Origin of the sequence: Schaedlerella arabinosiphila (assembly GCF_003885045.1) — a bacterium.
Classification (GTDB): domain Bacteria; phylum Bacillota; class Clostridia; order Lachnospirales; family Lachnospiraceae; genus Schaedlerella; species Schaedlerella arabinosiphila.
The window spans coordinates 2,792,348-2,816,935 of sequence record NZ_RHJS01000002.1; the positions used below are offsets into that span (position 1 = coordinate 2,792,348).

At 49.0% G+C, this 24,588-nt stretch carries 22 protein-coding genes and 2 pseudogenes; 10 read left to right on the forward strand and 14 right to left on the reverse strand.

Annotation, left to right across the window (positions count from 1 at the left end):
- Positions 1–21: 21 nt before the first annotated feature.
- Both argH and EBB54_RS13560 read right to left on the reverse strand, forming a co-directional pair.
- Positions 22–1,401, reverse strand: coding sequence for an argininosuccinate lyase (gene argH, locus EBB54_RS13555; protein ID WP_125127796.1), 1,380 nt, complete (start codon positions 1,399–1,401; stop codon positions 22–24).
- 171 nt (positions 1,402–1,572) lie between these two features.
- On the reverse strand, positions 1,573–2,205 hold the full coding sequence (locus EBB54_RS13560; RefSeq protein WP_125127797.1) for an epoxyqueuosine reductase QueH: 633 nt from the start codon (positions 2,203–2,205) through the stop codon (positions 1,573–1,575).
- A gap of 311 nt (positions 2,206–2,516) precedes the next feature.
- Between EBB54_RS13560 and EBB54_RS13565 the strand changes: the two genes are divergently transcribed.
- The 6 genes and pseudogenes from EBB54_RS13565 to EBB54_RS32230 all read left to right on the forward strand — a co-directional run.
- Positions 2,517–2,969, forward strand: a complete 453-nt coding sequence (locus EBB54_RS13565) for a DUF2975 domain-containing protein (protein WP_125127798.1) — start codon at positions 2,517–2,519, stop codon at positions 2,967–2,969.
- Between the two features lie 25 nt (positions 2,970–2,994).
- A complete protein-coding gene (locus EBB54_RS13570; protein ID WP_125127799.1) occupies positions 2,995–3,237 on the forward strand; it encodes a helix-turn-helix domain-containing protein in 243 nt (80 codons plus the stop codon).
- 212 nt (positions 3,238–3,449) lie between these two features.
- Positions 3,450–5,144, forward strand: coding sequence for a DUF4153 domain-containing protein (locus EBB54_RS13580; RefSeq protein ID WP_125127800.1), 1,695 nt, complete (start codon positions 3,450–3,452; stop codon positions 5,142–5,144).
- 214 nt (positions 5,145–5,358) lie between these two features.
- Positions 5,359–5,889, forward strand: coding sequence for an RNA polymerase sigma factor (locus tag EBB54_RS13585; RefSeq protein WP_125127801.1), 531 nt, complete (start codon positions 5,359–5,361; stop codon positions 5,887–5,889).
- Between the two features lie 112 nt (positions 5,890–6,001).
- Positions 6,002–7,486: a DUF4367 domain-containing protein gene (locus EBB54_RS13590; protein ID WP_125127802.1), complete on the forward strand. Its 1,485-nt coding sequence runs from the start codon at positions 6,002–6,004 to the stop codon at positions 7,484–7,486.
- 161 nt (positions 7,487–7,647) lie between these two features.
- Positions 7,648–7,794, forward strand: a pseudogene (locus EBB54_RS32230) (spermidine/putrescine ABC transporter ATP-binding protein); the annotation flags it as partial.
- Between the two features lie 51 nt (positions 7,795–7,845).
- Here EBB54_RS32230 and EBB54_RS13600 read toward each other — a convergent pair.
- The 12 genes from EBB54_RS13600 to EBB54_RS13655 form a co-directional block, all read right to left on the reverse strand.
- Complete coding sequence (locus EBB54_RS13600) at positions 7,846–9,561, reverse strand: recombinase family protein (RefSeq protein WP_125127803.1); 1,716 nt, start codon at positions 9,559–9,561, stop codon at positions 7,846–7,848.
- An 85-nt stretch (positions 9,562–9,646) separates the two neighbouring features.
- Positions 9,647–9,850: a hypothetical protein gene (locus tag EBB54_RS13605; protein ID WP_125127804.1), complete on the reverse strand. Its 204-nt coding sequence runs from the start codon at positions 9,848–9,850 to the stop codon at positions 9,647–9,649.
- A gap of 240 nt (positions 9,851–10,090) precedes the next feature.
- Positions 10,091–10,570, reverse strand: coding sequence for a hypothetical protein (locus EBB54_RS13610; RefSeq protein ID WP_125127805.1), 480 nt, complete (start codon positions 10,568–10,570; stop codon positions 10,091–10,093).
- A 90-nt stretch (positions 10,571–10,660) separates the two neighbouring features.
- On the reverse strand, positions 10,661–11,317 hold the full coding sequence (locus tag EBB54_RS13615; protein ID WP_125127806.1) for a DUF4125 family protein: 657 nt from the start codon (positions 11,315–11,317) through the stop codon (positions 10,661–10,663).
- Positions 11,318–11,321: 4 nt separating this feature from the next.
- Positions 11,322–12,212, reverse strand: a complete 891-nt coding sequence (locus EBB54_RS13620; RefSeq protein ID WP_162307132.1) for a DMT family transporter — start codon at positions 12,210–12,212, stop codon at positions 11,322–11,324.
- A gap of 40 nt (positions 12,213–12,252) precedes the next feature.
- Positions 12,253–13,188, reverse strand: coding sequence for a DUF4037 domain-containing protein (locus EBB54_RS13625; RefSeq protein WP_125127808.1), 936 nt, complete (start codon positions 13,186–13,188; stop codon positions 12,253–12,255).
- Positions 13,175–14,041 (reverse strand): tetratricopeptide repeat protein, encoded by an 867-nt coding sequence (locus EBB54_RS13630; protein ID WP_125127809.1) that lies wholly within the window; start codon positions 14,039–14,041, stop codon positions 13,175–13,177. The genes EBB54_RS13625 and EBB54_RS13630 overlap by 14 nt, the downstream gene beginning before the upstream one ends.
- The gene (locus tag EBB54_RS13635) at positions 14,019–15,254 is read right to left on the reverse strand and encodes a MalY/PatB family protein (protein ID WP_330554513.1); all 1,236 of its coding nucleotides are present in this window, start codon (positions 15,252–15,254) and stop codon (positions 14,019–14,021) included. Before EBB54_RS13635 ends, EBB54_RS13630 begins: the two co-directional genes overlap by 23 nt.
- Before the next feature lie 32 nt (positions 15,255–15,286).
- The gene (locus tag EBB54_RS13640) at positions 15,287–16,498 is read right to left on the reverse strand and encodes an iron-containing alcohol dehydrogenase (RefSeq protein WP_125127810.1); all 1,212 of its coding nucleotides are present in this window, start codon (positions 16,496–16,498) and stop codon (positions 15,287–15,289) included.
- Between the two features lie 88 nt (positions 16,499–16,586).
- Positions 16,587–17,702, reverse strand: a complete 1,116-nt coding sequence (locus tag EBB54_RS13645; RefSeq protein ID WP_125127811.1) for a YkvI family membrane protein — start codon at positions 17,700–17,702, stop codon at positions 16,587–16,589.
- 91 nt (positions 17,703–17,793) lie between these two features.
- Positions 17,794–20,163: a glycyl radical protein gene (locus EBB54_RS13650; protein WP_125127812.1), complete on the reverse strand. Its 2,370-nt coding sequence runs from the start codon at positions 20,161–20,163 to the stop codon at positions 17,794–17,796.
- Positions 20,164–20,228: 65 nt separating this feature from the next.
- Positions 20,229–21,173: a glycyl-radical enzyme activating protein gene (locus EBB54_RS13655; protein WP_125127813.1), complete on the reverse strand. Its 945-nt coding sequence runs from the start codon at positions 21,171–21,173 to the stop codon at positions 20,229–20,231.
- Between the two features lie 322 nt (positions 21,174–21,495).
- On the opposite strand from EBB54_RS13655, the gene EBB54_RS13660 reads away from it, so the two are divergent.
- The 4 genes and pseudogenes from EBB54_RS13660 to EBB54_RS13675 all read left to right on the forward strand — a co-directional run bounded on the left by EBB54_RS13660 (position 21,496) and on the right by EBB54_RS13675 (position 24,570).
- On the forward strand, positions 21,496–22,389 hold the full coding sequence (locus tag EBB54_RS13660) for a LysR family transcriptional regulator (protein WP_125127814.1): 894 nt from the start codon (positions 21,496–21,498) through the stop codon (positions 22,387–22,389).
- 57 nt (positions 22,390–22,446) lie between these two features.
- Positions 22,447–23,091 carry a helix-turn-helix transcriptional regulator gene (locus EBB54_RS13665; protein ID WP_125127815.1) on the forward strand — a complete coding sequence of 215 codons (645 nt, stop codon included), beginning with the start codon at positions 22,447–22,449 and terminating at the stop codon, positions 23,089–23,091.
- Between the two features lie 56 nt (positions 23,092–23,147).
- Positions 23,148–23,780: pseudogene (locus tag EBB54_RS13670) on the forward strand (ABC transporter ATP-binding protein); the annotation flags it as partial.
- Positions 23,773–24,570: an ABC transporter permease gene (locus tag EBB54_RS13675; RefSeq protein ID WP_125127816.1), complete on the forward strand. Its 798-nt coding sequence runs from the start codon at positions 23,773–23,775 to the stop codon at positions 24,568–24,570. The pseudogene EBB54_RS13670 and the gene EBB54_RS13675, both read left to right, overlap by 8 nt.
- Positions 24,571–24,588 lie beyond the last annotated feature (18 nt).

A 24,588-nucleotide genomic window follows, 5' to 3' on the forward strand; every position in this document is an offset into this window, starting at 1 on the left:
AAAATATTTCCTGCGAAAAAACTATTCCGCAATCAAATACGCTTCTTCCTGCGCGATCACCTTGTCCATGGCCGCTTTTCCCGGCGCGCCGATGGTATTGCGCATCTCCACGCAGGTTTTCATGCTGACCGCCTCATAGATATCATCTTCAAATACCGGGGAAATGGCTTTGTATTCCTCCAGCGCCAGGTCATCCAGCGCCTTCCCCTTCTCGATACAGTACAGCACAAGCTGTCCGACGATCCCATGTGCATCCCGAAACGGCACGCCGTGGTTTACCAGGTAGTCCGCCGCATCCGTGGCGTTGGTAAATCCATGCTTTGCGCTGTCCGCCATCCGGTCCTTACGGAACTTCATGGTGGCAAGCATTCCGGTAAACAGCGCAAGACACCCCTTGGTCGTATCCATGGCGTCAAAGGCCAGCTCCTTGTCCTCCTGCATATCCTTGTTGTATGCCAGAGGAATCCCCTTCATCGTGGTCAGCAGCGACATCAGCGCCCCGTATACCCGGCCGGTCTTTCCGCGGACCAGCTCCGCGATGTCGGGATTCTTCTTCTGGGGCATGATGCTGCTCCCGGTACTGAAGGCATCATCCAGCTCCACAAACTGATATTCATTGCTGTTCCAGATGATCACCTCCTCGGAAAAACGGCTTAAATGCATCATCACCGTGGACATAGCAGAAAGCAGCTCGATCAGATAATCCCGGTCCGCAACGGAATCCATGCTATTTAGAGTAGGTCCGTCAAATTCCAGCAGACTGGCCGTGTACTCCCGGTCCAGCGGGTAAGTCGTACCCGCCAGCGCCCCGGCTCCCAAAGGACAGGTATTCATCCTGCGGTAAATGTCCTTCATCCGGGAACGGTCCCGCTTGAACATCTCAAAATAAGCGCCGAGATGATGCGAGAGCGTAACCGGCTGCGCCTTCTGCAGATGGGTAAATCCCGGCATGTACGTCTCCGTATGCTCCTTCATCATATGCAGAAGGGTCTCCAGAAGACTTTTCAGCAGTCTGTCCAACTCAAGGATCTCATCCCTTGTATATAATTTCATATCCAGCGCCACCTGGTCATTCCGGCTGCGCCCGGTGTGAAGCTTCTTCCCCACATCCCCGATCCGGTCGATCAGATTGGCCTCCACGAAGCTGTGGATATCCTCATATTCCTCTGTGATCAAAAGCTCTCCGTTCTCCACATCCCTGCGGATGTCCTCCAGACCTTCTATGATCTGATCCCGCTCCTCTTCCGTCAATATGTTCTGCCCGGCGAGCATCGTCACATGGGCGATGCTGCCCCGGATATCCTGCGCGTAAAACCTCTTGTCAAACGAGATGGACGCGTTGAAATCATATACCAGCTTGTCCGTCTCCTTCGTAAAACGACCGCCCCATAACTGTGCCATTCCTATTCCCTCTCTTCTTCCTCAAGTACTGAAAACTTGCTGCAGGCAGACCTTCGTATACAAAACAGAGCCTTCTGCAGCATGTTTTATTTTGATTCTGCTGTTTTGATATAATTATAAAACATCTTATCACAGGTACGTTCCTCTGTCTATAAGGAACTTCTTACAGTTTCACCCCTGCATTCTGCGATTTTCCAGTGAAAACTGACAACCGCAGTAATCCTGACGGTACAGTCCGTACTCCTGGGACAGTTCCACCGACCGCTTATACCCGTTTTTCTTTTTGAAATCCGATACCAGATAGGGCACCCCCAGTTCCTTCCCAAGGGCGATGCCGATCTCGTTCAATTTCTGCGCATTTTTCAGAGGGCTGATGCTCAGCGTCGTAGTAAAATAATCAAAACCGCCCTTAGCCGCCTGCTCTGCCGTCTCCCTCAGCCGCAGGGCGTAGCACCGGAAACACCGCTCTTTGCCTTCTTCTGCCCGCTCCAGCCCGGCGGCCATCCGGTAAAACCGTTCCCGGTCGTAAGTCCCTTCCACATAGGAAATGGGGTTGGCCGGCTGGAATTTTTCAATCAGCATCTGCTGCTCCTCTGTGCGCTTGGCATACTCCTCCTCGGGATAAATATTCGGATTGTAATAAAATACCGTAATTGCAAAGTACTCGGACAGATATTCCAGCACATAACTGCTGCAGGGGGCGCAGCAGCTATGAAGCAGAAGCCGGGGCACCTGGTTCCCCTCCTGCAGCGTTTTCAATATACGGTCCAGTTCCTTTTGATAGTTTATTTTCTGTACCTGCATCCTTTTTCCTCGCTTTATCATCCAGATCATCTATAACAAGTCCTGGCTTTCGGACACTATTTTATCATATCCTTCCCTGGTTTACAATGGATCCTCCCCTCTGTTCATACGATACAGAACGGTTCATTTCCTCTTTTGCTTTTCCAAAATTGATTTTCAATAATATTTTATTGTTTTTCAATAAATATATATTGATTTTCAATTTCCTGTGTGCTATAATCTGGAAAAAGATCCAGAAAAAGTATGAAAGAAAATACGGGATTTTTCCGTTGTCTGCGAAGCAGATGGATTACAAAACAGGAGGCAGAACGATGTATGGAGAAAAACTGATCCGAATGACGAAGCTGATGTTGGATGGGATGTTTTATTGCGGGATTGCGGTCATTGTGACCCTTCCGCTGTCCCTGCGGTATGCCGGAAGACATTATTCCAGGGCATTTCAGGAGTATTATGTGCTGATGCTGCTGATTTTTGCCGCGGCGGGCGCATGCGGGATCGTGATCGTCGGGGAGCTGAGGAAGATGATGCGCACCGTGGAACAGAAGAATTGTTTTGTATCTGAAAATGTAAAGAGCCTGGAGGTCATGGGGATCACCAGCGCCGTGATTGTGGCGCTGTTCTTTGTAAAGTGCTTCTTCCTGCCCACCCCGGCTACCTTTATCATAGTTCTGACCTTTTTTATAGCCGGGCTGTTCAGCGGGGTATTGTCCTTTGTATTCCGGGAAGCCATCCGTTATAAGGAAGAAAATGACCTGACAATATGAGTCACATACAGGAGGCAGGATCACTATGGGAATCATGATAAATCTGGACGTGATGATGGCAAAGAGGAAGATCGGCGTCACAGAACTGGCCAAGGAGATCGACATTACGATGGCGAACCTTTCTATTTTAAAAAACAACAAAGCCAAAGCCGTGCGCTTCACAACCCTGGATGCCCTCTGCAAGGCGCTCCACTGCCAGCCGGGAGACATTCTGGAATATGTGGAGGATGAAGCATGTGAAGAGGGTGCCAAGAACACAGATGGCTGAAGCACTTATTCCCGCGGAGCAACGAGCCAAGCAGCCATGCTTGCATGGATATTTGGCGACTGCCGCGAGGGTTGCTAAGTGCCAGTGGCACTTGTTCAGCAACGACCGAAACGGAGTGTAGACCAAAGACCCCGCAGCTTGCTGCGCTAGAATTTTGATGCCCCGTCAGCTTGCTGCGGGTTCTTTGACTTTCGATCAGAAGGAGGCAAATCATGGAAAGCTTAAACACCAATCTCGAACAAAATCAGAATCTAAACAGATATGAGGCGGTTCCGGAAGGAAACCCGGAAATCGAAAAGGCGAAAGCCCCGGACAGCCCGCTGCTCCAGAACATGAAAGAGCATTTTTCCTGGTTCGGCGGGACGGCCTGCCTGTACGGGCTGATCTACACATTCTGCCTCTTTGACAATCCGGCAGGCATCACCTTTCCGGCTGCCGCTGCCGCAGTGATCCTGTTCTCTGTCCTTTGGCTTCATAAATCCGGCATCACCTTGAAGCGGGGGCTGATCTTCTATTTTGCGGGAATGATGCTTCTGAGTGTCTCTACCTGCATGACGGCAAACGGCTGGATCCGCCTGTTCAACCGGGCCGGCATCCTGCTCCTGTTCTGCACGGCAATGCTGCATCAGATGTACGAAGACAAGCGCTGGAGCTTTTCTTCCTATCTAAAGCAGCTTCTGTTTTTCGGTGGAACCTGTTTCGCGTCTTTGTTCAAACCATTCGAACATTTGCTGTTCTTTCTTTCCCATTTGAAAGCCCATAGAGCAGAGAAAGCGTCAAAGGATTGCGCACCGGGTTCCGCACAGGAAAAAGAGGCTCCCAAACAGCAGGCTCCGGCCGTGCTCACTGGGATTGCAGTCGCCTCGGCTTTCCTGCTGTGCGTGATGCCGCTGCTGATCGCATCCGACCCGGTATTTGCCAGATACTTCCGAATCGCTGTTTCGATCCCGGATTTCAGTACCGCGATCCGGATATGCTTCTGCTTCCTGTTGGGATCTTTCATGCTCTATGTCTTTTTTGCGGCTTTGTTCCGGCAAAACCTGAAAAGCACGGCGCAGCAGAAAAGCCGCGGGGCAAATGCCCTGACCGGGATCACATTTGCATCCATACTGGCTTTGATCTATGTGATCTATTCCGGAATCCAGATCCTGTTTTTATTCCTGCGCCATGGACTTCCCGACGGAATGACTTACTCCCAGTATGCCCACCAGGGATTCTGGCAGCTTCTGGCGGTGAGCCTGATCAACATTGTGACCGTGATGGCCTGCATCCAGATCTTTGAAAACCACCGCGCCCTGAACCTTCTGCTGCTGGTCATCTCCGTCTGTACGTGCATCATGACATTGTCGGCAGCGTACCGGATGCTGCTCTATGTGGGCGTCTACCATCTCACCTTCCTGCGGGTTCTGGTGCTCTGGTTTCTGGGAGTGCTCACTCTGCTCATGGGCGGCGTGATGGTCAGCATCTTTTGCCGGAAATTTCATCTCTTCCACTATACCGCCGCAGTCGTGACATGCTGCTACATTCCATTTTCCTTTGCAGGGGTGGACGGTCGGATCGCTTCTTATAATCTGGAGCATATGGAGAAAGTCAGCCGGCAGGATGTGAACTACCTCCTGTACGACCTGTCAGAGGACGCGGCGCCCTATGTGGAACAGATGGCGGACATGAGCATCGAAAGGTATGTCCTCACCGATGCAGATTCCTGCTATTACAGGGATCAACCCTATGAATACCAGGAGCAGGAGGATCTGTCGGAATTTGAGACTGTAGGCGAATATCTGGAAACGGAGTTCCAGGCTTATATGGGCGGAATCGTAAACCGTGAAACACCCTCCCTTCGGAAATGGAATTTTTCCGAGGCGCAGGCGCAAAAAGCGGCGGAGAAGTATTTTACAGAGCATTAATACAGCCTGTAATTCCAACCGCACTGCTGGAAATTTTTTTCAAATCGTGTGAAACCTTTTTGCCTCTTCATCTGTCTAATAAGTAAGGCGCCAGATAAAAGGAAACCGAAAAGCCTGCGGCGGCAGGATTCTCGGATACAAAAGAATATGTGCTCCCGGAATGTATGTTTGCCTGAACCTGTGAGTGCATGGAAATAGTGAGGAGGTTTTATTCTTGAAGTTTTTAGTAAAAAGAGCAAAACGACATGACAACAATGCATTTGTGGAATTGATGGAAAGCCAGAAGCTTACCATGTATAAGATTGCAAGAAGCTATCTGCGGTCCGAAGACGATATTGCAGATGCGATCCAGGATACGATCCTGACCTGTTATGAAAAATTGGACAGCCTGGAGAACGAACAGTTTTTCAAAACCTGGCTGATCCGAATCCTGATGAACAAGTGTATTGATATATTAAACGCCGGCCGAAGGGAATGCCCCACGGAACAACTGCCGGAGCAGGGAGGTAGCTGCGTGTCGCTGGAAAATTATGAATTTTATGAGCTGTTAAATTCCCTGGATGAAAAATACCGGCTCATCCTGATCCTGTATTATGTGGAAGGCTTTAAGATCCGTGAGATCGCACAGATACTGGATCTGGAAGAAAATACGGTAAAGACCCGGCTTTCCAGAGGCCGCAGGGAGGCCGCCAAAGAGTACCGGTTTGAACCGCCTGCCAGATATTTGAAGCAGGCCATACGGTAAGCATTCTGCAGAAATAGTGCGTAAGAACAAGACTTTAAGGAAGGGACGCAGATCCACGGGCAAACAAGGCATTTACTTTGAGAATGAGTCATCATAAAACAGGAGGTAACACATGAAGAGAACATATACAGATCAGGAAATGATAAGGATTTTGAAGCAGGAGCTGGTCATTCCCGACAAGGTAGACCAGGGAATGCAGGACGCATACAAAAAACTGGGCATCAAGAGGAGCGGCAAAATTTCCTTTGCCAGAAAGCATAGAATGTGGCATGTGCTGGCAGCGGCGGCCGTCATTGCCGCAGGTTCCTCCATCGTAGTGGTAGCCGCGAATAAGTTTTTATCCGCAAATTTGGTGAAAGAGAAGGATTCTGTGGCATACGAACTTGCCATCGACCGCGGGCAGACCGCCCACAAGATCGAGGTAACCCCCACCTATATCCCCGCCGGCTATGAATTAGGCGCGGAAAATACCCCCTATGCCGGGAAATGGCATAACCAGGAGACCGGGGGAACCCTTGTGATCTCCTCCATGAATGCGGCCGAGCTGGATGAGCAGATCCGTCTGGGAAACGCAAAGCAGCTTACTCATGGAATGAAGGAGAAAAATCTGGTGGAGGAGCTTGAACTCAACGGCACGAAAGCGGCTTTATTTATGCCTGACAGCGCCTTTGTAGACAGCACAGAGGAACGTCTGGATATGATGCTGTTCAACGAGGACGAGGGATACCTTGTCACCATCTACAACAGCAGCCTTCCCAAAGACGAAGTCATGAAAATCGCCAGGGGGCTGGACATCCAGGTTCTGGATTCTACGGTTTCATACAAAACAGATGCAGAAATCAACAGCATACTCGCAGAGCAGGAAGCTTCCCAAAAACAGCTTCAGGCAGAGATGGCGCCGCATGCCCTGGCAGAGAATAATTTCTTTTCCGTAGGCACTGAATTAAAGGTACCGTTTCTCCCGGCAGAGGACGGCACAAAGCCGGAGGATATCCGTTACACGGTGGAGTCCGTCGAGGTGAAGGACCGGCTGCCCGCTTCTGAGTATCCGGCAGAAAATTTTCATGATTATGACGGGGAAATGGCGGCATGGCTCAATGAGGACGGCACCTTAAAGCCCCATGAGCGCTACAAATACACCCTGAATCCTGACGGAAGCGAGTCCGGTGATCCGGTGGTTGAGACCGTCAATTCCAAATTTGTCGTGGTCAATATGAAACTGAAAAACAACAATGAGGTCAACCAGTTCGGCGATGACGTGATGGTATGCCCGCTCATAGAATACCTGACGGTAGACGGCAATGCATATTCCAAGAGTTATACCAAGGAGTACCGGCGCGCAAATGAGGATTATCATCTGCAGATAGACGGATTCCCTGTCTATTTTGACAAGATGTACAATACGGAGGGAACCAAACGCGCAAAAAGCTTCCATTTTGTTCCCATGCAGCCGGGTGAGGAATTGGAGTATACCCTGGTCTACGTGGTAGATGAAGACCGTCTGGACAACGCATTTTTCCATTTCTATTCCGGGTACGGCGGATGGCCGGTTCCGGAAGGCGGAAACGAGTTTGTCTATGTAAAGGTACAGCAGTAGCTGCACGATAAAGCCCCCCTGCCAAAAGTAGAAGCTCTGCTGAGGGCAGGGGGGTTTTTGCAGAGCTTCCCCGGTTGCAGGGATGGATGCAGGAACGTTTCCATGCACGAATCGAACATTTTCTCATAATGTAATATATATCTTATGAATGGAGTGTCTGCATGGAACCAATATTGGAACTTAAAAATATCAATTATGCATACCACAGCCTGGAAGGGGAAACCAAAGCACTGACAGATATCTCGTTTTCCGTGTGCCCCGGGGAGTTCGTCTCCATTGTCGGGCCTTCGGGGTGCGGCAATGCGACGGGCATGCGGCGGCAACAATGGATTCGGCACATGCCCGTCATTTTCCGACACTTATTCTCCTGTTTCTTCGGAAGGCAAAGGGGGGCTTTCATCGTCGGTTTCCGCAGCCCGGCATTCCCGGCCGGTACTCCTGCTGCCGCAGATAAAAATATGCGCCCTCTCACCGTCCCACAGGACCCGGTCCAGTATGATCCGCAGGTACTCCCTTTTTTCCGGGACGGAAAGCGTATGATACAATGCCCGAAAGGAAGAGATCCGGTCTTTCAGAAATTCCAGCTGTTCCTTCCCTCCCCGCATCACCCGGCACGCCTTCTCTGATTCCTGTTTTTCCTGCTCCAGAGCGGTGCATTCTGCATTCAGTTTTCTGACTTCCCCTTCGATCCGACGGATAAACTCCTCATCCCCGCCTGTTCTTGCAAGTACTGAAATCAGATTTCCCACTTCCTTCTTCCGCTTTTGAATCTCCTGCTCCAGAAGGTCTGCGGCGCTTACCTTCTCTTCCTTCGATTCCCGGATCTGTTCCCATGCAGTTTCAAGCATCCGGCCAAAATCGGAATTTTCTTCCGTACAGCGGAGCACTTCTTCGCACACCAGGGCGTCCAGAGTATTTCCCTGGACATTGGACACGGAACACTTTTTCCCGTTGGTCATATCCTTCCACGTACATAAATATGAAAATTTCCGTTCCCCCTGCTCCGTCAGCTGATTTGAAGCATAATTTTTCGGCCGCATCCGATGTCCACAGGAGCAGTAAATCAGCCCCGGCAGCAATGCCGCCTGATTCTGGGGCTTATGCCAACTGTCCCCTCCGGCGCGGTTTCGTTCCAGCAGTTTCTGTACTTTCGCAAACTCCTTTCCCGACACGATGCCCTGGTGCTTTCCCAGCGAAATGATCCATTTTTCCGGCGCATTCTCCTTATTTTTGTATTGGGCGGACGTGGTTTTCGCATAGCTGATCAGTCCGTATCTGCCGTCCGCCTCTTCCGCATCCATGCACACCTGGCACCCCAGGTTCCAGAAATACTCATATGCCTCGCGGTCCGCAGTACAGTATACCGGATTCGTCAGAATGTCTTTGATCGTATTTGTTTTATACTCCTTTCCTCTTTTCGTCAAAATCCCATGGCTCAAAAAATACTTTACAATCCCCACCAGCGACTGCTTCTGCAAATATTCCTGAAAAATAAAACGGACAATTTTTATCTCTTCCTCATCCGTCACCAGGCAAAATGACTTTTTTCTTTTTCCGTTTATGGATACATTTTCTTCCGACTCTGCCCGAAAGCCCAGCGGAGTGTTTCCGCCGAGCCACCTCCCCTTCCTTGCCAGCATGATCATATTGTCCCTTACACGCTCGGCAATCTGCTCCCGCTCCATCTGAGCCAGAACCCCGGCAAAGTAGATCATGGCCTTGCCGATGGGCGTGGATGTGTCAAACTGCTCTTTGATGCTGATAAAGGCCACATCCCATTGATTCAGCATTTCAATCAGATTTGCCAGATCTGCGATATTTCTTCCCAGCCTGTCCAGCTTATAGCAGACAAGATAGTCGCACCGCCCCTTTTTGACAGACTGCATCATACTTTGAAACTGTGGACGGTTGGTATTCCTGCCGGAGTATCCCTCGTCCTCATACTCCACAATTTCAGCCTGATCCGCCCCCTCGATATGGCACTGTATGTATTCCCGGCACATGGCGATCTGATTTTCTATACTTTCCCCTCTGCCTGTCCATTTTGATTTCCTGCTGTAAATGAAAATGACCATACTGGAATCCTCTCCGCAGCATTTCGATGCATGCGCCGCCTGCCCCGCACATAACCGGATCTATGCCGCACAGTACAGCTTTGCTTCACTTGAAACCGCCGCTCCTTAAAAATCCCCGTTCCATTTCTGCTTCAAAATCTTGCAGTTCCTCTTTTGTCAATCTGCACGACTTTATTTCCGCTGTGATTTTTTCAATCCAGAAGTCTTTGACCCGGAAGGAATGGAACATGGCTTCCATATCAGAAGGCGTATGTACGGCAATCCGGATTTTTTGTTTTTTTCTTGCCATAACAACATGCTCTCACGGTCGGGGATCACCATCATCTTATGAGGATTATGCCTGTTTTATTCCTCTCAAACCGGCAGATGTATTTGTTATGGCAGGGAATGATGAGGTAACTTTAGTTTCAAGATAAAGAGCATACTGACATCTTACATCAGGAAGATTCTGAAATGCTGCGAAAATCCATGAATGGCAGATTATAAACCGGAAATACAGATGAGTTCGTGATATTCGCAACAATAGGCCTCATATATAAGACATAAGACGTTTTATAGAGTCTTCATACTGAACAGAATTATATTCTAAGTGTATCTCTAAAGCAGCAGATTCTTTATCCATAAGGTACTGATTTGCAGATTCGGTATCGCATTTCAGAAACGTTCCTGTCATGGGCAGATCCAGCGGGTCTACGTCATAGGTATTGATCATACAGCTTTTTTCGTGTCCCTGCAGATCCCGGGTTACTAAAATTACATGTTCCGGAATACACAGCGCAGAGGGCATATCAATGGTTTCTGTAATCAGCAGACGCAGTATTCCTAAAGTACACTCAGAAACAACCCATTTCTGCCCGCCACGTATCTCGGAACACAGACACAGATAAAGTTTATCATGGTTGTCAACACAGGTGAAGAAAGCAGGTTCCGTCTCAAATTCCAAAAAAATATATTCTAAATATAAATTCCCGATCGTTATAATACGCTCAAAATATAATTCATTTTTCATGCTTATTTACCTCTTTAAAATACTTTTGGGGCTCGGCATTCTCATAAATTTAAGTACATAGTTTGAGTATACCAAAGTTGTGAAGGTAAATCAAATGCCTTCAGCCGCTATTTTACTGGCCGAATGCACTCCCTCTCTTTCTGCAGTATCAAGATCCCGATACCCATATTTTTTCGCTGTATTTTCAAAAGTCTCACGGATAAGATTGCTCCCTGCCTTCTCCTTTTTCTTCACCATCTCCAGATATCGGTTCAACGTCTCCGTTGAATATGTATACAGTTCCCCGCGCAGGTATACAAAGACTGATGTCATCCGTCCATCCTCCGACTCCTGTTCCGGCCGTCCCAAACCTGTAAAATACGGATATTTTTCCCGCACTTTATGATACCATGCCATTTCATATTCTATGATCTGTTCCGCAATTCTCTTTGTCTCTTCTTCAATTACCGGCAGAAAAGGAGCCAGTTCCCTCTCAAAATACTCCGGGGAGGTTTCTTGCATCATGTATGCATATTTCAATTCCACCGGATTGCGTCCCGCCGCTTCTGCCTGCTTTAGATCACGCTCATAGCTTAGCAGTACCTCCTCATCCCATGTTTCGAACTGACTGGACCTCATGATCCGAAACGTCATAAAATCATCCTGGCAGGAAGCCCTTCCACCGATATTGTTTACCTGGCCGAAAAAAATCCATTCTTTGTCAATCAAACGTCCAACTATATCCTGTTTCACATCATTTTGCAGCATACCTCTATTCCACTTTCCCTTTCCCTGGTTTCCTTTCTGATAATATCAAACCCGCTATTGTAAAAATAATTCCGCAGAATCCTGCCGCTGATACCCGTTCTTTCAATATCAGCGCGGCAAATAAAAATGTAACCAGCGGCAGTGCATATAAATAAACGTTTGTTTTGACTACCCCCAGGATTCCTGAAACATGATTCCACACCGCATAGCAAAAAGCAGATGCAAAAATTCCCAGATACAGCAAATTTACTGCAATAAAAATCCAACTGCTTCCAGCAGGGCGGATGGAGCAGTCCACAAATGGAAGTATCGGGAACATGGTGAGCAGTCCGTAAAAGAAAATCCGTCTGGTACAGCAAAGCATATCGTAATTTTTCTTTGCGATTTTCCGAAGGGTAAATGAATAAATCCCCCAGCTTAACGCCGCGCAGCCGACCAGCAGATCTCCCTTTAGTTCCAGAGACATTCCCCGGCCGTTTGTACTGACCAGGACAATTCCCGTCATGGACAGGATAAATCCAATCACAAAATTTCTGTGCAGTTGTTTTTCCTCTGTAAACAAATGTACAAGGACAGCCGTAACCATCGGGGCAGAAGCAATGATCACACTTGCGTTCGTTGCTTTCGTATACTGCAAAGCCATATTTTGAAATACCAGATTGAACGTTATCCCTACACTCCCGCATATAAAAAAGTATAATTCATCCTTTTTGTCCACCAGAACCAGCTTTTGCGGATAGCAGATCCGCAATGTCAAATATGCGATAAGGAACCGCAAAAATAATTGCAGGACCGGTGAAACACTTCCCAACAGGATTTTTGTGGATACCATCGTACCGCCCCATAAAAGTAAACAAAGCCATGCTTCGGCATGCGCAGCCATGGTTCTCTTCATGTCTGATTCCTCTTCTTCCTTTTGTATTCCTACCTCTGATCTACTCCCCCGCCATGATCGGCAGCATCCGAAGCCTGGGTTCTTTGATCTGTTCCGTGATATGCTCTGCGTGAATCTGCATAAAGCAGTCTTCCCCATAAGACCATCCCCCGCGGACAATGGCAGACTTTACCCGAATGCAGAGCCGTTCTATCAACAGCATCTTCGCCGCATAATCATGGATATCGGACAGCCCCATCAGCTTTTTTAATTCCTCCACTTCACTTCCCCAGTCAGCAAATTCTTCCGCTCCCCGGAATGCCCATTTATAAAACGGCATATAGGTTCTTTTCAGCAGATAGATCGCCCCCAGCGCTGCCATAACAAACCGGCTGCAGGAAAGCCCCGCTGTCTCATACATACCGCGGCGTATGCATCTTCCGTAATTATACTGGCCTGCCTGCCCCATCACCGCACACTTTGCCGCCAGTTTTTTCCGGATCACATCCTCCGGATAAAATTCCTGCAGTTTCCGGCGAATCCCTGAGAACTCCCCCAAAGGATCACAAAACAGTTCTCCATTGACCGCCATTGCCAAAAACCTTTCCGGGATACAAAACCATTCCATCTCTGTCTTAGGCGCATCCTCCCTGCCGATCAGCGTACGGTAAAATGACTCAATCGAATGAACGCCTATCCTTTCTCTGCGTCCCGGAGCACAATCCGAAACTTCATATCCTTCAAAATACAACGGCAGCAGTTCATAGGATCGCTGCAGTTTTTCTCCTATCACTGATTCATAGCGTTCCGGAATCCAGATACAAAACCCGGGACCAAAATCATGATCCCGGGAATATTCATCGTCAAATCCAAGGCACTCTGAACCGTGTCCGGCTAAACCGGCCGCGATGATCCCTGTATATTGCCCGTACTCTCTTTCCAGCATCGGCCTTCCATATGTCTCAAAATATCTCCTTGAAAGCTCAAGCCCTTTCATATCTCTGTTCCTTTTCTATTTTTTCTGCTTCCGCCTGATATTGTTCCCCGCACGCAGTCTCCTGCAGCTCCCTGCAGCAGACCGCCAGATTTCTCAGACAGGACGCATACGACAGATTCTTTCCAAAATGGCGCCGGATGAGCGGAAGGGAACTTTCATAACACAACCGCGCCTCTTCCCATTGTCCAGACATAGAAAGCATCTGGCCTTTTGCAGAAAGAAGTACTGCATAGTGCATTGGGTTGGGAGAATCCAGCTTTGAGAATGCCGCTTCCGCCTGTGCAATATGCACCCCTGCTTTTTCAAAATCTCTCTGCGCCGTACAAATCTGTGCGAGAAGTGTATTCGTCACGCCCAGCTCATCTTCATTGTTAATAGTACCGCTGATCGAGGAAAGCGCTGCCTTAGCATTTTCCATCGCCAGGTCATACCGCTTCTCTTTCAGATACAGAGACGCCCTGTTATTCTGCAGTGCCGCCAGCCGATAATCCCGAATATGCTGTTTTTCATAGATCCATGCAGCTTGTTCATATTCAGAGTCTGCCTGTTCGTTCTGCCCGGAGGCCACATATAACGTTGCCAGGTTCATACGGATGGTGGCCTCCTGCTCTGAAACTCTCAGTCCCAGACGGAGCGTGATCTCCAGCGCATTTTTAAATGCTTCAATCCCCTCTTTATATCTCGTCTGGACGCGGAAGAAGCCTCCCAGTTCATTCCACATTGACAGGGCCGAAGGCAGATCCTCTTCTCTGAGCGCCTCCCTGATCCGGAACCGTAAGAATGCCTCTGCCTCCCCATATCTGCCCTCTGCAAACAACCCGTCTAATTCCTCATACACTGTCCCAAGTTCCATCTGTTTCCCTTCTTTTCGTCAGCAGGCCGCATATTCTCTTCATCCCCTCCTCCAAAACGGAACGAGGACAAGCTGCATTCAGCCGTATGTAAGTGTCTGAATTTTGGACGAACATATTTCCTCCTTCTAAAAGCACACCTGCCCCCTGCGCAAAAAGCAGCGGAAGGTCTTCCCCCTTTTCTACATAGGCTCCGATATCTACCCATCCAAGGTATGTGGCATCCGGAATCCGAAATACAGCATCCGGCAAATGCTCAGCCAGATAACCGCGCACAAATTCAAAGTTGGCATCCAGATATTTTCTCAGCTCCATGAGCCAGTCATATCCGCCTTTATATGCGCCAATGGCTCCGGCCAGAGACAGCGGGTTTTCGTCAAAATTGTGCCATTTATGCCAGCATTTCCGGATATCCTCATTGGGGATGATGATATTGGAAAACTGCAGCCCGGCCGTGTTAAAGGTCTTGCTCGGCGCCATGCAGGTAATGATCTGGTCACTGTCCGGATAGAGCTTCGCAAGCGGGATATGGGTACGTCCTGTCCGGATCAGATCGCAATGGATCTCATCGGAAATAATGATCACATGATTTTCAAAACAGATTTCCGCAATTCTGCGCAGCTCCTCCTCCGTCCAGATCCGTCCGGACGGATTATGGGGATTGCAGAGTATAAACAATTTTACCGCCGGGTCCTCTGCTTTTCTTTGGAAATCTTCAAAGTCAATTTCATAATATCCGTCTTTCTTTCGATTGCACAGGTCCGAACACACATACCCCACTCCATTGTGCTCCGCGGCATATTTAAAATACGCATAGGAGGGCGTCATCATCAGCACCTTGTCTTTTGGCCTGCAGATGTATCCTGTCAGTTCATAGAGTGCAGGAATCACACCGTGGGAAGTGTATAAGTCCTTCCGCGGAAATGTCCATCCATAGAGTTTCCTGGTCCAGGATGAAAATGCCTGATAATACTCATCTCCAAAAATCCTGGTATATCCAAAGATCTTCCGGTCCAGCCTTTCCCGGATCGCATCCGTGATACAGTCCGGTGACGCAAACTCCATATCCGCGATCCACATACGGATAAATTCATCATCCGCAAACGGAAATTTCATCGTTTCATCCGCATGAAAAATATACTGTCTGAATCCATCCGTGTTCATGCAGCTTGTGTGTTTCCTGTCAATGATTTCATCAAAGTTATATTTCATCATTTAAGCTCCTTCAATATGATGCGGAAAATGCTCTACTTTTTCAGAGTCATCACCTTCCTGTATAATTGAATAAAATCTTCCTTTGTCGTCATCCTTGGGTTGTTCGGCCGGTCACCGCCCAGCATGGCATCATCGGCAAGGCGTTCCAGGCTGCCCTCTGTTACCCCAAATGACTCCAGCGGCCTGATCGGCATATCCTCCAGCAGCTCATATACGCACCGTACCCCTGTCTTTGCAGCCTCCCGCACGGACATGCCGCAGGTATCTTCACCGAAAAATCCGGCAATATCCGCATAACGCTCCGGCCATGCCCCCATATTAAATTCCATGACAACCGGCAGGCACAAGGCATTTGCCACACCATGAGGCACCTGGTATTGAGCGCCCAGAGGATGCGCCATACAGTGCGAGATCCCCAGGCTTGCGCTGGTAAACGCATAGCCCGCCAGCATGGCGCCCATCATCATATCATATCTTGCATCCCGGTCAATATCCCCCCGATACACCGCAGGACGGATCGCATGTGCAATCAGCCGGATCGCCTGCATGGCCAATGCATCCGAGATCGGCTCCGTACAGCGGGACGTGTACGCTTCAATGGCGTGTGTCAGGGCGTCCATCCCGGTCGCCGCGGTAACGCCTGCCGGAAGTGAATAGGTCAGCTCCGGGTCGCAGATTGCCAGAGCCGGCATGATTCCGGTCCCGCCGATGGGCATTTTCCACGCCCGCTGCCGGTCTGCGATCACCGCAAACGGCGTACATTCGCTTCCGGTCCCTGCTGCCGTAGGAATCGCCACAATCGGAAGGGGAGCCTTCGTGAATTTATCGCAGCCCTGGTAATCCCTGATGCTGCCCCCATTGGCAACAAGGATCGCAGCAGCTTTCGCCGGGTCCATGGAGCTGCCTCCTCCAAGTCCGATCAATACATCGGAATCCTGGGCAAGGCCGGCAATCCTTTCAACGGTTTCTACAGAAGAATCCGGTTCACACTTGTCATACACATCCAGCGCGATCCCGGCTTCCCTGACCGACTGTATGATACGCTCTGCAATCCCGAATTTCACAAGCCCCTGGTCAGTGACAAGAGTCGCCTTTTTCACTCCCAGTTTTTTTAATTCCTCCCCGGTCCTGACAGATGCACCGTTTCCAAAAAGGACCGCGCCTGAAGGCGCCCACGAAAAAACAGACTTTTTATCTTTGAATACGCTGTAATCCAGCGGTAGCTGCGCTACTGGTCGAAACATATGAAAAACCTCCTTCTTATGAAAAAATCTGCCGATATACGGTTCTGCAAAACAGCTCTCCTCCTTCTATCGGCAGACTTTCTTTTACTTAAGCTTCAATGCCTTCATTTTTATCCTTTGATTTCACCATAATATATCTTGCTACGATCACAACAAAAACGATTGCTCCTGAGTAACCGCAATATGTCATGATAAATCCAAGCAGTTGCTGATACGGCACAAAAAGACATACAAAATATGTAACCACACCAAATCCAACCACTGCAAATTTGTAGTTTCTTGACTTGTCATCTTTGATAAAAAAGCTGACTGTATTCCAAAGGGACGGACAGATCGTAGAATAAATCGCCAAAATAATAATCACTGCAAACAACGTACCTACAGATCCCATAATGTCCGAAGCCAATGCCAGATTCGGAATCGCGACAGTGGATGCTTCTTCAATATTTCCAAGATGGTTCAGCCCCATCAGCACGGAAACCGTGGAGATAAAAAACGCACCTGTGAAAAGAACCAGTTTAAAAGGCGCAAACTTATATTCACGATTCTGATGTGCCATAGTGGCAACAAAATTCGAAACCAGCAAAAGCGAGCATCCGCCGAAGGACAGCCCCGCCGTCAGCCAGTGGTTTGTTCCCCTCGTAATCGAAACCGCGCCGCTGTCTAAAAGTGCCATTCCCTCCGGAATCCGCGGGAAGAATGTGAATGCGGAAATCAGTCCAACGATCAAGGTAAAGCACACAATGACCGGCCCGATAAAGCCAATGATATCTACAACACGGTTCAGACCAAAGATTGCGGTTGCCACCGATGCCGCGACCATGATCGCAATCGCGGCCGGCATTGCCAGGCCCCACTGCTGGTTAAATGTAGACGCTCCGCCTGAGCACATGAATATATAGCAGCATGCAACAAACAGCCATGCGAATATTTCAAACAGCTTCCCCCAGATTTTTCCTGCGTAAAACGTGGTAACCTCTTTCAGATCCGTAAGTCCCCTGGTGCGCCCCGCATAAGCGTAGGCAACATATGTGGCATACATCATGATAAAGTTGATCAGGCCTACTCCGACCGCCATATAGCCGTAACCCGAAAAGTATTGGATCGTCTCCTGCCCGGACGCGAATCCGGAACCGATCAGGAACGCCAGAAGCGCTCCCGCCAGTTTAAAAAATGTCATTCCGCTCATATTCTTTTTTTCCATGAAAACCCTCCTTCAATTTATCTAATCTGTATTCCTCGCCTGATTCCTCTCTTTGATAACTTCCTTCCCAAGCCTTTTCTAACTTCTGCGGTCAGCAGCAGCTTGTATGCTCTGTTCGTCCGATGATATTTTCCTGAACCCTCGGGTCTAACTCCACGAAGAACGCGGAATATCCTGCCACACGTACCATCAGGTTCTTATAATTTTCCGGATGCTCCTGCGCGTCACGCAAGGTTTTCGTATCCACCACATTGATCTGCACATGCTGTCCCCCGGCTTCACAGTAACCCTTTACAAATGCTTCCAGCATCTCAAGTCCCTTTTCCCCCTTTGCAACTGCCGGGTCAAACTTATGATTCACCAGAACTCCCTTCGGAACCATCACCGTATCCATCTTTCCAATGGAATTGCCAACCGCGGTAGGGCCGTTCCGATCCATGCCGTTCGATGGAGAAGCATTATTGGCAAGGGGCTCTCCGTCCTTTCGTCCGTCCGGCGTCGCTCCTACAACACGTCCCTGCCAGATGTTGTATGTCTGGTTCAGAAGGATCAGCTCGTACTGTCCGAATCTGGAATCCTGATGCGCCCGGTTTTCCTCCGCGCAGAAGGTCACTACCTGGCGGCAGTAGTCGTCAACCAGATCTTCGTCATTTCCAAAATGGACATATTTATTCAGCAGCATCTGGTGCCATTCTTCATGATCCTCGTAATTGTGATCCAGAATGTCCGTCAGTTCCGGAAGCGTCAAAAGCTTCTGACGGAATACGACCTGGTCGATCGCCGCCAGGGAATCCGCCGCATTCGCGACGCCGCTGATGAACGTACCGGTACTGCTGTATTTGGCACCGTTCTTTTGGAGGATACGTCCCTTTTCGATGCATCCGTCCACCAGGGTTGATGCAAAGACCGTGGGGCAGATCTGGGAATGCAGCGCGGAGCAGATGCCGTATGCCTGCAGATGGTAATCAATGATATATGCAAGCTGTTCCCTGTATGCCTTCATAAACCGCTCCATGCTGTCCATCTCTTCCATGGCGCCGGTCTTCGGTCCGAACTGACGGCCGGTTTTCGGGTCAACCCCGTTGTGCATGGTCAGCTCCAGCACCTTTAAGATATTGATAAATCCGGCTACCGGACGGAAGTCTGTTTTTCCCGGTACCTGCGCCTCTACACAGCCTTCGATGGCATAATCCCGTGCCTCCCGGATGTCGTTGCAGCCATTGGCTAATACACGCGGGATATTGATATCGTCATTAAAGAATGCCGGCTGTCCAAGACCTTTTTGGGTCAGTTTCAACGCCCTCTTAAAAGTCTCCTCGTCGATTTTCTTATTGTAGCGGAAAGAGATTGCCGGCTGTGTCGTCTGTGCCCCGTCCGCAGCTTCCAGGAACAGATAGGTCAGACGGTTGCATGCATTTTTACCTTCCGAATTGATACCTCCGATGGTAATGTTTGTCCACATGGGGAACCCTGCATATGCCTCTGCCTCAATGTGGTCACGCAGTTCAAAAATCTCCGTCCACTTGATCAGCATGCACTCGATCATCTCTACAATCTCATCCTCTGTGGCCACTCCGTTGTCCATATCGTGCTGGAAATATGGATACATAAACTGGTCAAAACGGCCTACAGAATGGTTATGTCCTGCATTTTCAATCTGATAGATCAGATGGATGAACCAGAAAAACTGCATTGCCTCATAAAAGGTTCTCGGCGGCAGCTCGGGTACGCGTTCACAGGTTTCTGCAATACGCAGCAGCTCCCCTTTCCGTTTTTCATCCTGTTCCTCTGCCGCCATTTCACGCGCCAGGTCCGCATACCGATGGGCAAATTTGACTGCGGCATTTAATGTGATAAGCATCCCCTCCCAGGTGTCCTTCTGCTCCTGCGTGACAAAATCATAATGCTCAATGTGATCCAGCTTGTCCTGAATCTCTTCCATCATCCTGCGGAAACCTTTTTCAAAAATCACGCCGTACTGCGGCATATGGCTTGCGGTGGAAACGATACGGGAACCGATGGTGATCAGCCCGTCCAGAGAAGCCTGCTTCATGTCCTCCGGGAGACGGCTGTCGATCACCTCGCGGAATCCATGCCCCTTCCACTCTGTACAGATTTTAATCAGCTCCTCTTTGTCTTCCGGCTTCACCCAGCACATATTGTCTGTAGAACGGGTATCAAACGTATCAATATCCTCCAAAATCCAGTTCGCGCCCCACTCCGGATACGCCGGTACCGAACGGTACCTCTCCCCATGGTCCCCCACGAAAATAGACTCAGGATTGATAAAAATGGTCATCCGTTCCAGCAGATACTCCAAAAGATGTGCCTTTCTGGACACCGGAGATTCCACGGACGGAATGCGGTAAAATTCCGTGACTAATCTCGCCCTTTCCACGGAAATAGACGGATGCGTGTTGCGAAGCCGTGCTTTCAGAAATTCAACCTTCTTGCTGCTCATAGTATTGCCTCCTTTTGTTTTTTATAAACCCCCCCTGATTCAGCGGGATGTTTTCCATAGTTCTTCTACTCATCAGCGCTGTTTTCACTGTTGTAAAAACATTTTTTCCCGACCGGAAGAAGAATTTCATTCGCCGTATCTACCAGATGCCGCATATGAACTATATCCGGTTCCTCTACATCATCCAACTGATACTGCCTGTCCAAAATCTTGTATTTGTTGATTCCCAGCTTGTGATAAGCCAAAAGCTCATATCGCCTGATACTTCCATGCAACGTGATAAATTCCGCCGTAGCCCGGATGTTTTCATCGGAATCGTTCCAGCCGGGAACCACAGGTGTGCGTACGCAGATTTCATTGCCGTGTTCGCTGATCCTCTTTAGGTTTTCCAAAATATGTACATTGGATTGCCCCGTAATCTTCTGATGCATCTTCTCGTCCATATGCTTGATATCAAAATAAATAAAATCAATGTAATCCAGGCAGGGTGCGAATCTTTCATAATTGCCGCATCCGCATGTCTCAATCGCTACATGGATCTTATACTCTCTGCACTTCTTGCAGACCGCCAGTAAAAATTCAGGCTGCATCAGCGCCTCGCCTCCGGAAAAGGTAACCCCTCCTTTGGAATGCTCAAAATAAAAACGGTCCTGATAAATACGGCGGAACAAGCCCTCCACTGTATATTCCTTTCCAAACTGTTTCCTTGCCTCCGTGGGACATAATTGGGCGCACAGGCCGCATGCATTACACTTGGAACGGTCATATTGCATGGCCCCTTTGTCGTCTAGCCGGACCGCGCCTGCCGGACATTTTTTCAGGCAGAACCCGCAGCCCATACAGTTCACCGGATTCAAAGAGATCTCCGGTGCAAAAGAAATTCCTTCTGGATTGGCGCACCACAGGCAGCGCAGTCCGCATCCTTTGAAAAATACGGTCGTCCGCATCCCCCTTCCGTCCCTGATGGAGCATTTTTGAATATTAAAAATTCTTCCGGTCAGCTCACTCATGTTGTCCCTCCTGGATTAATAATTTATTATCAAATCTTCATTTCCCGCTCATTTGTTTCTTTTGATCGGCACAATCAAATCTCTTAATTTTCTGATTATTTTATATTTGATTTTGAATTGCCTGTTATTAGTTAAAGCATATCAGCAAATGCGCAAATCGTCTAACAAATAAAATTCATAGGAATATTAATCATCCTCATACATAATTCTGATAAAAAAATATTATTATATATATAAAGCCAGAGGCACAAATGAAACAGACAACGCTGGTGCGCTGACGGATGATCCTGCAGCCAGTCCACCAGAATTAAAGGAGGAGCTTATGGATACTGTAAAATACGAAATTTTTCTCAAAGTCCTGGAATGCCGTAATTTTTCAAAAGCCGCGGAAGAACTCGGCTATACGCAGTCCGCTGTCAGCCATTCTGTCTCTAACCTTGAAAAATCCTTTGGATTTAAACTGCTGAATCGGGAAAACAATAACATCAGCCTTACCAGGGCCGGAATTGATATCCTTCCTTATATCCGCAATATCGTAGACGCCCAGAATGCGTTGGACTTCAGTCTCGCCTCCTATCACGATCCAGGGACCGGTACGCTCTGCATCGCCACAATTCCAAGCCTGGCCATCCATTATTTTCCAAAACTGCTGTCTGCGTTTAAGGAGCAGTACCCACAAATACATATTGTTGTAATTGATGGAAATTACGAAGAAATAGAAGAAATGCTGGCTGGCGGAAGGGTTGATTTCGGGATCACTTCCATTACGCCGTCCCTTCCCTTCAAGACGATTGAATTTTTTCGGGAAGACCTGTGCGCCATCCTGTCCTGCAAGCATCCGCTCGCCCGCAAAGAAACGGTTTCTCTGCGCGATCTGGAGACTGATTCTTTTATCATGCCCGGGGAGGGGCCGAATCATCAGGTAGGGCAGCTCATTCAGAAATATCATTTAAACTACAATATCGTCTATTCTGTTTCCGACGATAATCTGACGGTCTCCATGGTCGCGCAAAATCTGGGAGTCAGTATTCTTCCTGAAATGTCCTTTAAAGATTATCTGAACCTTCCGATCACTTCCAGAAAGATTGCGGAAGAGCCTTTCCGGGATCTCGGAATCATCTATAATGACATCAATTCGGTTTCACCGATCAGTAAAACTTTTATTAAATTTACTCAAAATTATTTTCTTGCTCATCGGAAAGACGGACAGACTTAGGGAACATTCGAAGCTAGTGCATGAAAGGATCTATATCAAATCGGGAGGTTTTTCTAAATGGACGAAATCATGGATTATTACAAAAGACTGGTTCCTTTTCTGGGAACCGCACTCGGAGAGCACTGCGAAGTCGCACTTTTGGACTGCAGGCTCCAGAAGATTGTCGCGATCACCAACGGCCATATCAGCGGGCGCAGTATCGGCGCGCCTATGACAGATCTGGCAGAACGCATGATTAAAAATGAAGAATGGAAGCACCGGGATTTTATCGCAAATTATTCCGGATATACAAGGGATCAGAAGCTGCTGAAGTCATCCACATATTTTATCAAATCCCGCAGCACCTTGTTCGGTATGCTCTGTATCAATATGGATACGACCTGCTTTCAGCTTATCAGCGACACGGCTCTGCTGTTGGGCGGACTCGTCCGCGGCAGTGCGAGGCTCGAAGGCAGCAGCGGTTCAAACAGCGAAACCTTTCAGGACAACGCAGCAAACACAATCAATCAGGTACTCCACAGTCTCTATAAGGAAAAGGTACCGGAGCATTTCACGAGAGATGACCGGATCTTGATTCTCTCCATGCTCCAGGAGAAAAAATTGTTTTTAGTGAAGGGGGCTGTCCATCGGATCGCTGAAATCCTCAACTGCAGCGTCCCCACCGTATATCGGGAACTGGCCCAATTAAAAGAAAGGCAATAGGGTTTCTCCGTCTCTGTGCAGGCTGCTTACATAAAAGTTGCCGCTGCCGCCCCATCGGCAAATCTACCCTGCTGTCCATTATCTGCGGCCTCATCGCCCCGGAGGACGGACAGGTAAATCTGAACGGGAAGGCGCTCCGGGACAGCACCACCAACATCGGATATATGCTGCAGCATGACCACCTTTTCGAGTGGCGGACGGTTTATCACAATGTCCTTTTAGGGCTGGAGATCCGGCATATGCTCACCGACCGTTCCCGGGAGTATGCCCATGAGCTTCTGGAGCTGTACGGGCTGAAGCAATTTGAAAACGCAAAGCCCTCCGAGCTCTCCGGCGGAATGCGCCAGCGGGCGGCGCTCATTCGAACCCTGGTATTGGACCCGGATATCCTGCTCCTGGATGAACCCTTTTCCGCCCTGGATTACCAGACCCGGCTGTCGGTCTGCGACGACATCGGCCAGATACTCCGGGATGCACATAAGACCGCAGTCCTTGTGACCCACGACCTTTCCGAGGCGGTCAGCATGGCAGACCGGGTCATCATACTGACCGCCCGGCCGGCCGCCGTAGCCAAAGTCGTTCCCATCACATTCGAACTGGAAGAGGACACTCCCATGAACCGGCGGAATGCGCCGGAATTTAAGCATTATTTCAATATCATCTGGAAGGAGCTGAATACCAATGCCTGATCTCTCTACCGGACAGAAAAACTTCCTGCACGGCAGGAAAAGACACCGGCGTATTGTGTGCATCTCACGTACCGCGATCCTGCTGTGTTTTCTTTTTTTGTGGGAATTATCCGCCCATGCCGGAATCATTGATTCCTTTATTTTCAGCAGTCCCTCGCATGTCGCCGTCTGTTTTTGGGAAATGGTGACGGACAGAAGTATTTTCCTGCATCTTTGGACCACGCTCTATGAGACCATTGCCAGCTTCCTGCTGACCACCGCCGTCAGTATCCTCACCGCTGTACTGCTCTGGTGCAGCAGCGGGCTATCAGAGGTTCTGGACCCTTATCTGGTGGTGCTCAACAGCCTTCCCAAGTCCGCCCTCGCCCCGCTTCTGATCGTATGGCTGGGCGCCACCCAGACCACCATCATCGCAGCCGGAATGTCTGTGGCGATCTTCGGAAGCATCCTGAACCTGTATACCAGCTTTACCGGCGTGGATCTGGAAAAGATCAAGCTGATCTACACGCTGCGCGGGAACAAGTGGCATGCTCTTACCAAGGTCGTCCTTCCCAGCTCGATCCCTGCCATCATCAGCAATATGAAGGTCAATATCGGACTCTGCCTGGTGGGGGTCGTGATCGGGGAATTTCTGGCGGCGCGGAGCGGGCTGGGATATCTGATTATTTATTCCAGTCAGGTATTTAAGATGGATTGGCTGCTGATGAGCATCATCCTCCTCTGCATCATGGCAATGCTTTTGTACTCCCTGATCAACCTGCTGGAAACATGGTGCCGGCGGCGTTACTGATCCCGCTGCCCAAGATGC

Excerpts from the sequence above, each read along its gene's own strand:
- argH (WP_125127796.1), bottom strand. The coding sequence starts at position 1,401 with ATGGCACAGTTATGGGGCGGTCGTTTTACGAAGGAGACGGACAAGCTG.
- EBB54_RS13560 (WP_125127797.1), bottom strand. The coding sequence starts at position 2,205 with ATGCAGGTACAGAAAATAAACTATCAAAAGGAACTGGACCGTATATTG.
- EBB54_RS13565 (WP_125127798.1), top strand. The coding sequence starts at position 2,517 with ATGTATGGAGAAAAACTGATCCGAATGACGAAGCTGATGTTGGATGGG.
- EBB54_RS13570 (WP_125127799.1), top strand. The coding sequence starts at position 2,995 with ATGGGAATCATGATAAATCTGGACGTGATGATGGCAAAGAGGAAGATC.
- EBB54_RS13580 (WP_125127800.1), top strand. The coding sequence starts at position 3,450 with ATGGAAAGCTTAAACACCAATCTCGAACAAAATCAGAATCTAAACAGA.
- EBB54_RS13590 (WP_125127802.1), top strand. The coding sequence starts at position 6,002 with ATGAAGAGAACATATACAGATCAGGAAATGATAAGGATTTTGAAGCAG.
- EBB54_RS13600 (WP_125127803.1), bottom strand. The coding sequence starts at position 9,561 with ATGGTCATTTTCATTTACAGCAGGAAATCAAAATGGACAGGCAGAGGG.
- EBB54_RS13605 (WP_125127804.1), bottom strand. The coding sequence starts at position 9,850 with ATGGCAAGAAAAAAACAAAAAATCCGGATTGCCGTACATACGCCTTCT.
- EBB54_RS13610 (WP_125127805.1), bottom strand. The coding sequence starts at position 10,570 with ATGAAAAATGAATTATATTTTGAGCGTATTATAACGATCGGGAATTTA.
- EBB54_RS13615 (WP_125127806.1), bottom strand. The coding sequence starts at position 11,317 with ATGCTGCAAAATGATGTGAAACAGGATATAGTTGGACGTTTGATTGAC.
- EBB54_RS13620 (WP_162307132.1), bottom strand. The coding sequence starts at position 12,212 with ATGAAGAGAACCATGGCTGCGCATGCCGAAGCATGGCTTTGTTTACTT.
- EBB54_RS13625 (WP_125127808.1), bottom strand. The coding sequence starts at position 13,188 with ATGAAAGGGCTTGAGCTTTCAAGGAGATATTTTGAGACATATGGAAGG.
- EBB54_RS13630 (WP_125127809.1), bottom strand. The coding sequence starts at position 14,041 with ATGGAACTTGGGACAGTGTATGAGGAATTAGACGGGTTGTTTGCAGAG.
- EBB54_RS13635 (WP_330554513.1), bottom strand. The coding sequence starts at position 15,254 with ATGATGAAATATAACTTTGATGAAATCATTGACAGGAAACACACAAGC.
- EBB54_RS13640 (WP_125127810.1), bottom strand. The coding sequence starts at position 16,498 with ATGTTTCGACCAGTAGCGCAGCTACCGCTGGATTACAGCGTATTCAAA.
- EBB54_RS13645 (WP_125127811.1), bottom strand. The coding sequence starts at position 17,702 with ATGGAAAAAAAGAATATGAGCGGAATGACATTTTTTAAACTGGCGGGA.
- EBB54_RS13650 (WP_125127812.1), bottom strand. The coding sequence starts at position 20,163 with ATGAGCAGCAAGAAGGTTGAATTTCTGAAAGCACGGCTTCGCAACACG.
- EBB54_RS13655 (WP_125127813.1), bottom strand. The coding sequence starts at position 21,173 with ATGAGTGAGCTGACCGGAAGAATTTTTAATATTCAAAAATGCTCCATC.
- EBB54_RS13660 (WP_125127814.1), top strand. The coding sequence starts at position 21,496 with ATGGATACTGTAAAATACGAAATTTTTCTCAAAGTCCTGGAATGCCGT.
- EBB54_RS13665 (WP_125127815.1), top strand. The coding sequence starts at position 22,447 with ATGGACGAAATCATGGATTATTACAAAAGACTGGTTCCTTTTCTGGGA.
- EBB54_RS13675 (WP_125127816.1), top strand. The coding sequence starts at position 23,773 with ATGCCTGATCTCTCTACCGGACAGAAAAACTTCCTGCACGGCAGGAAA.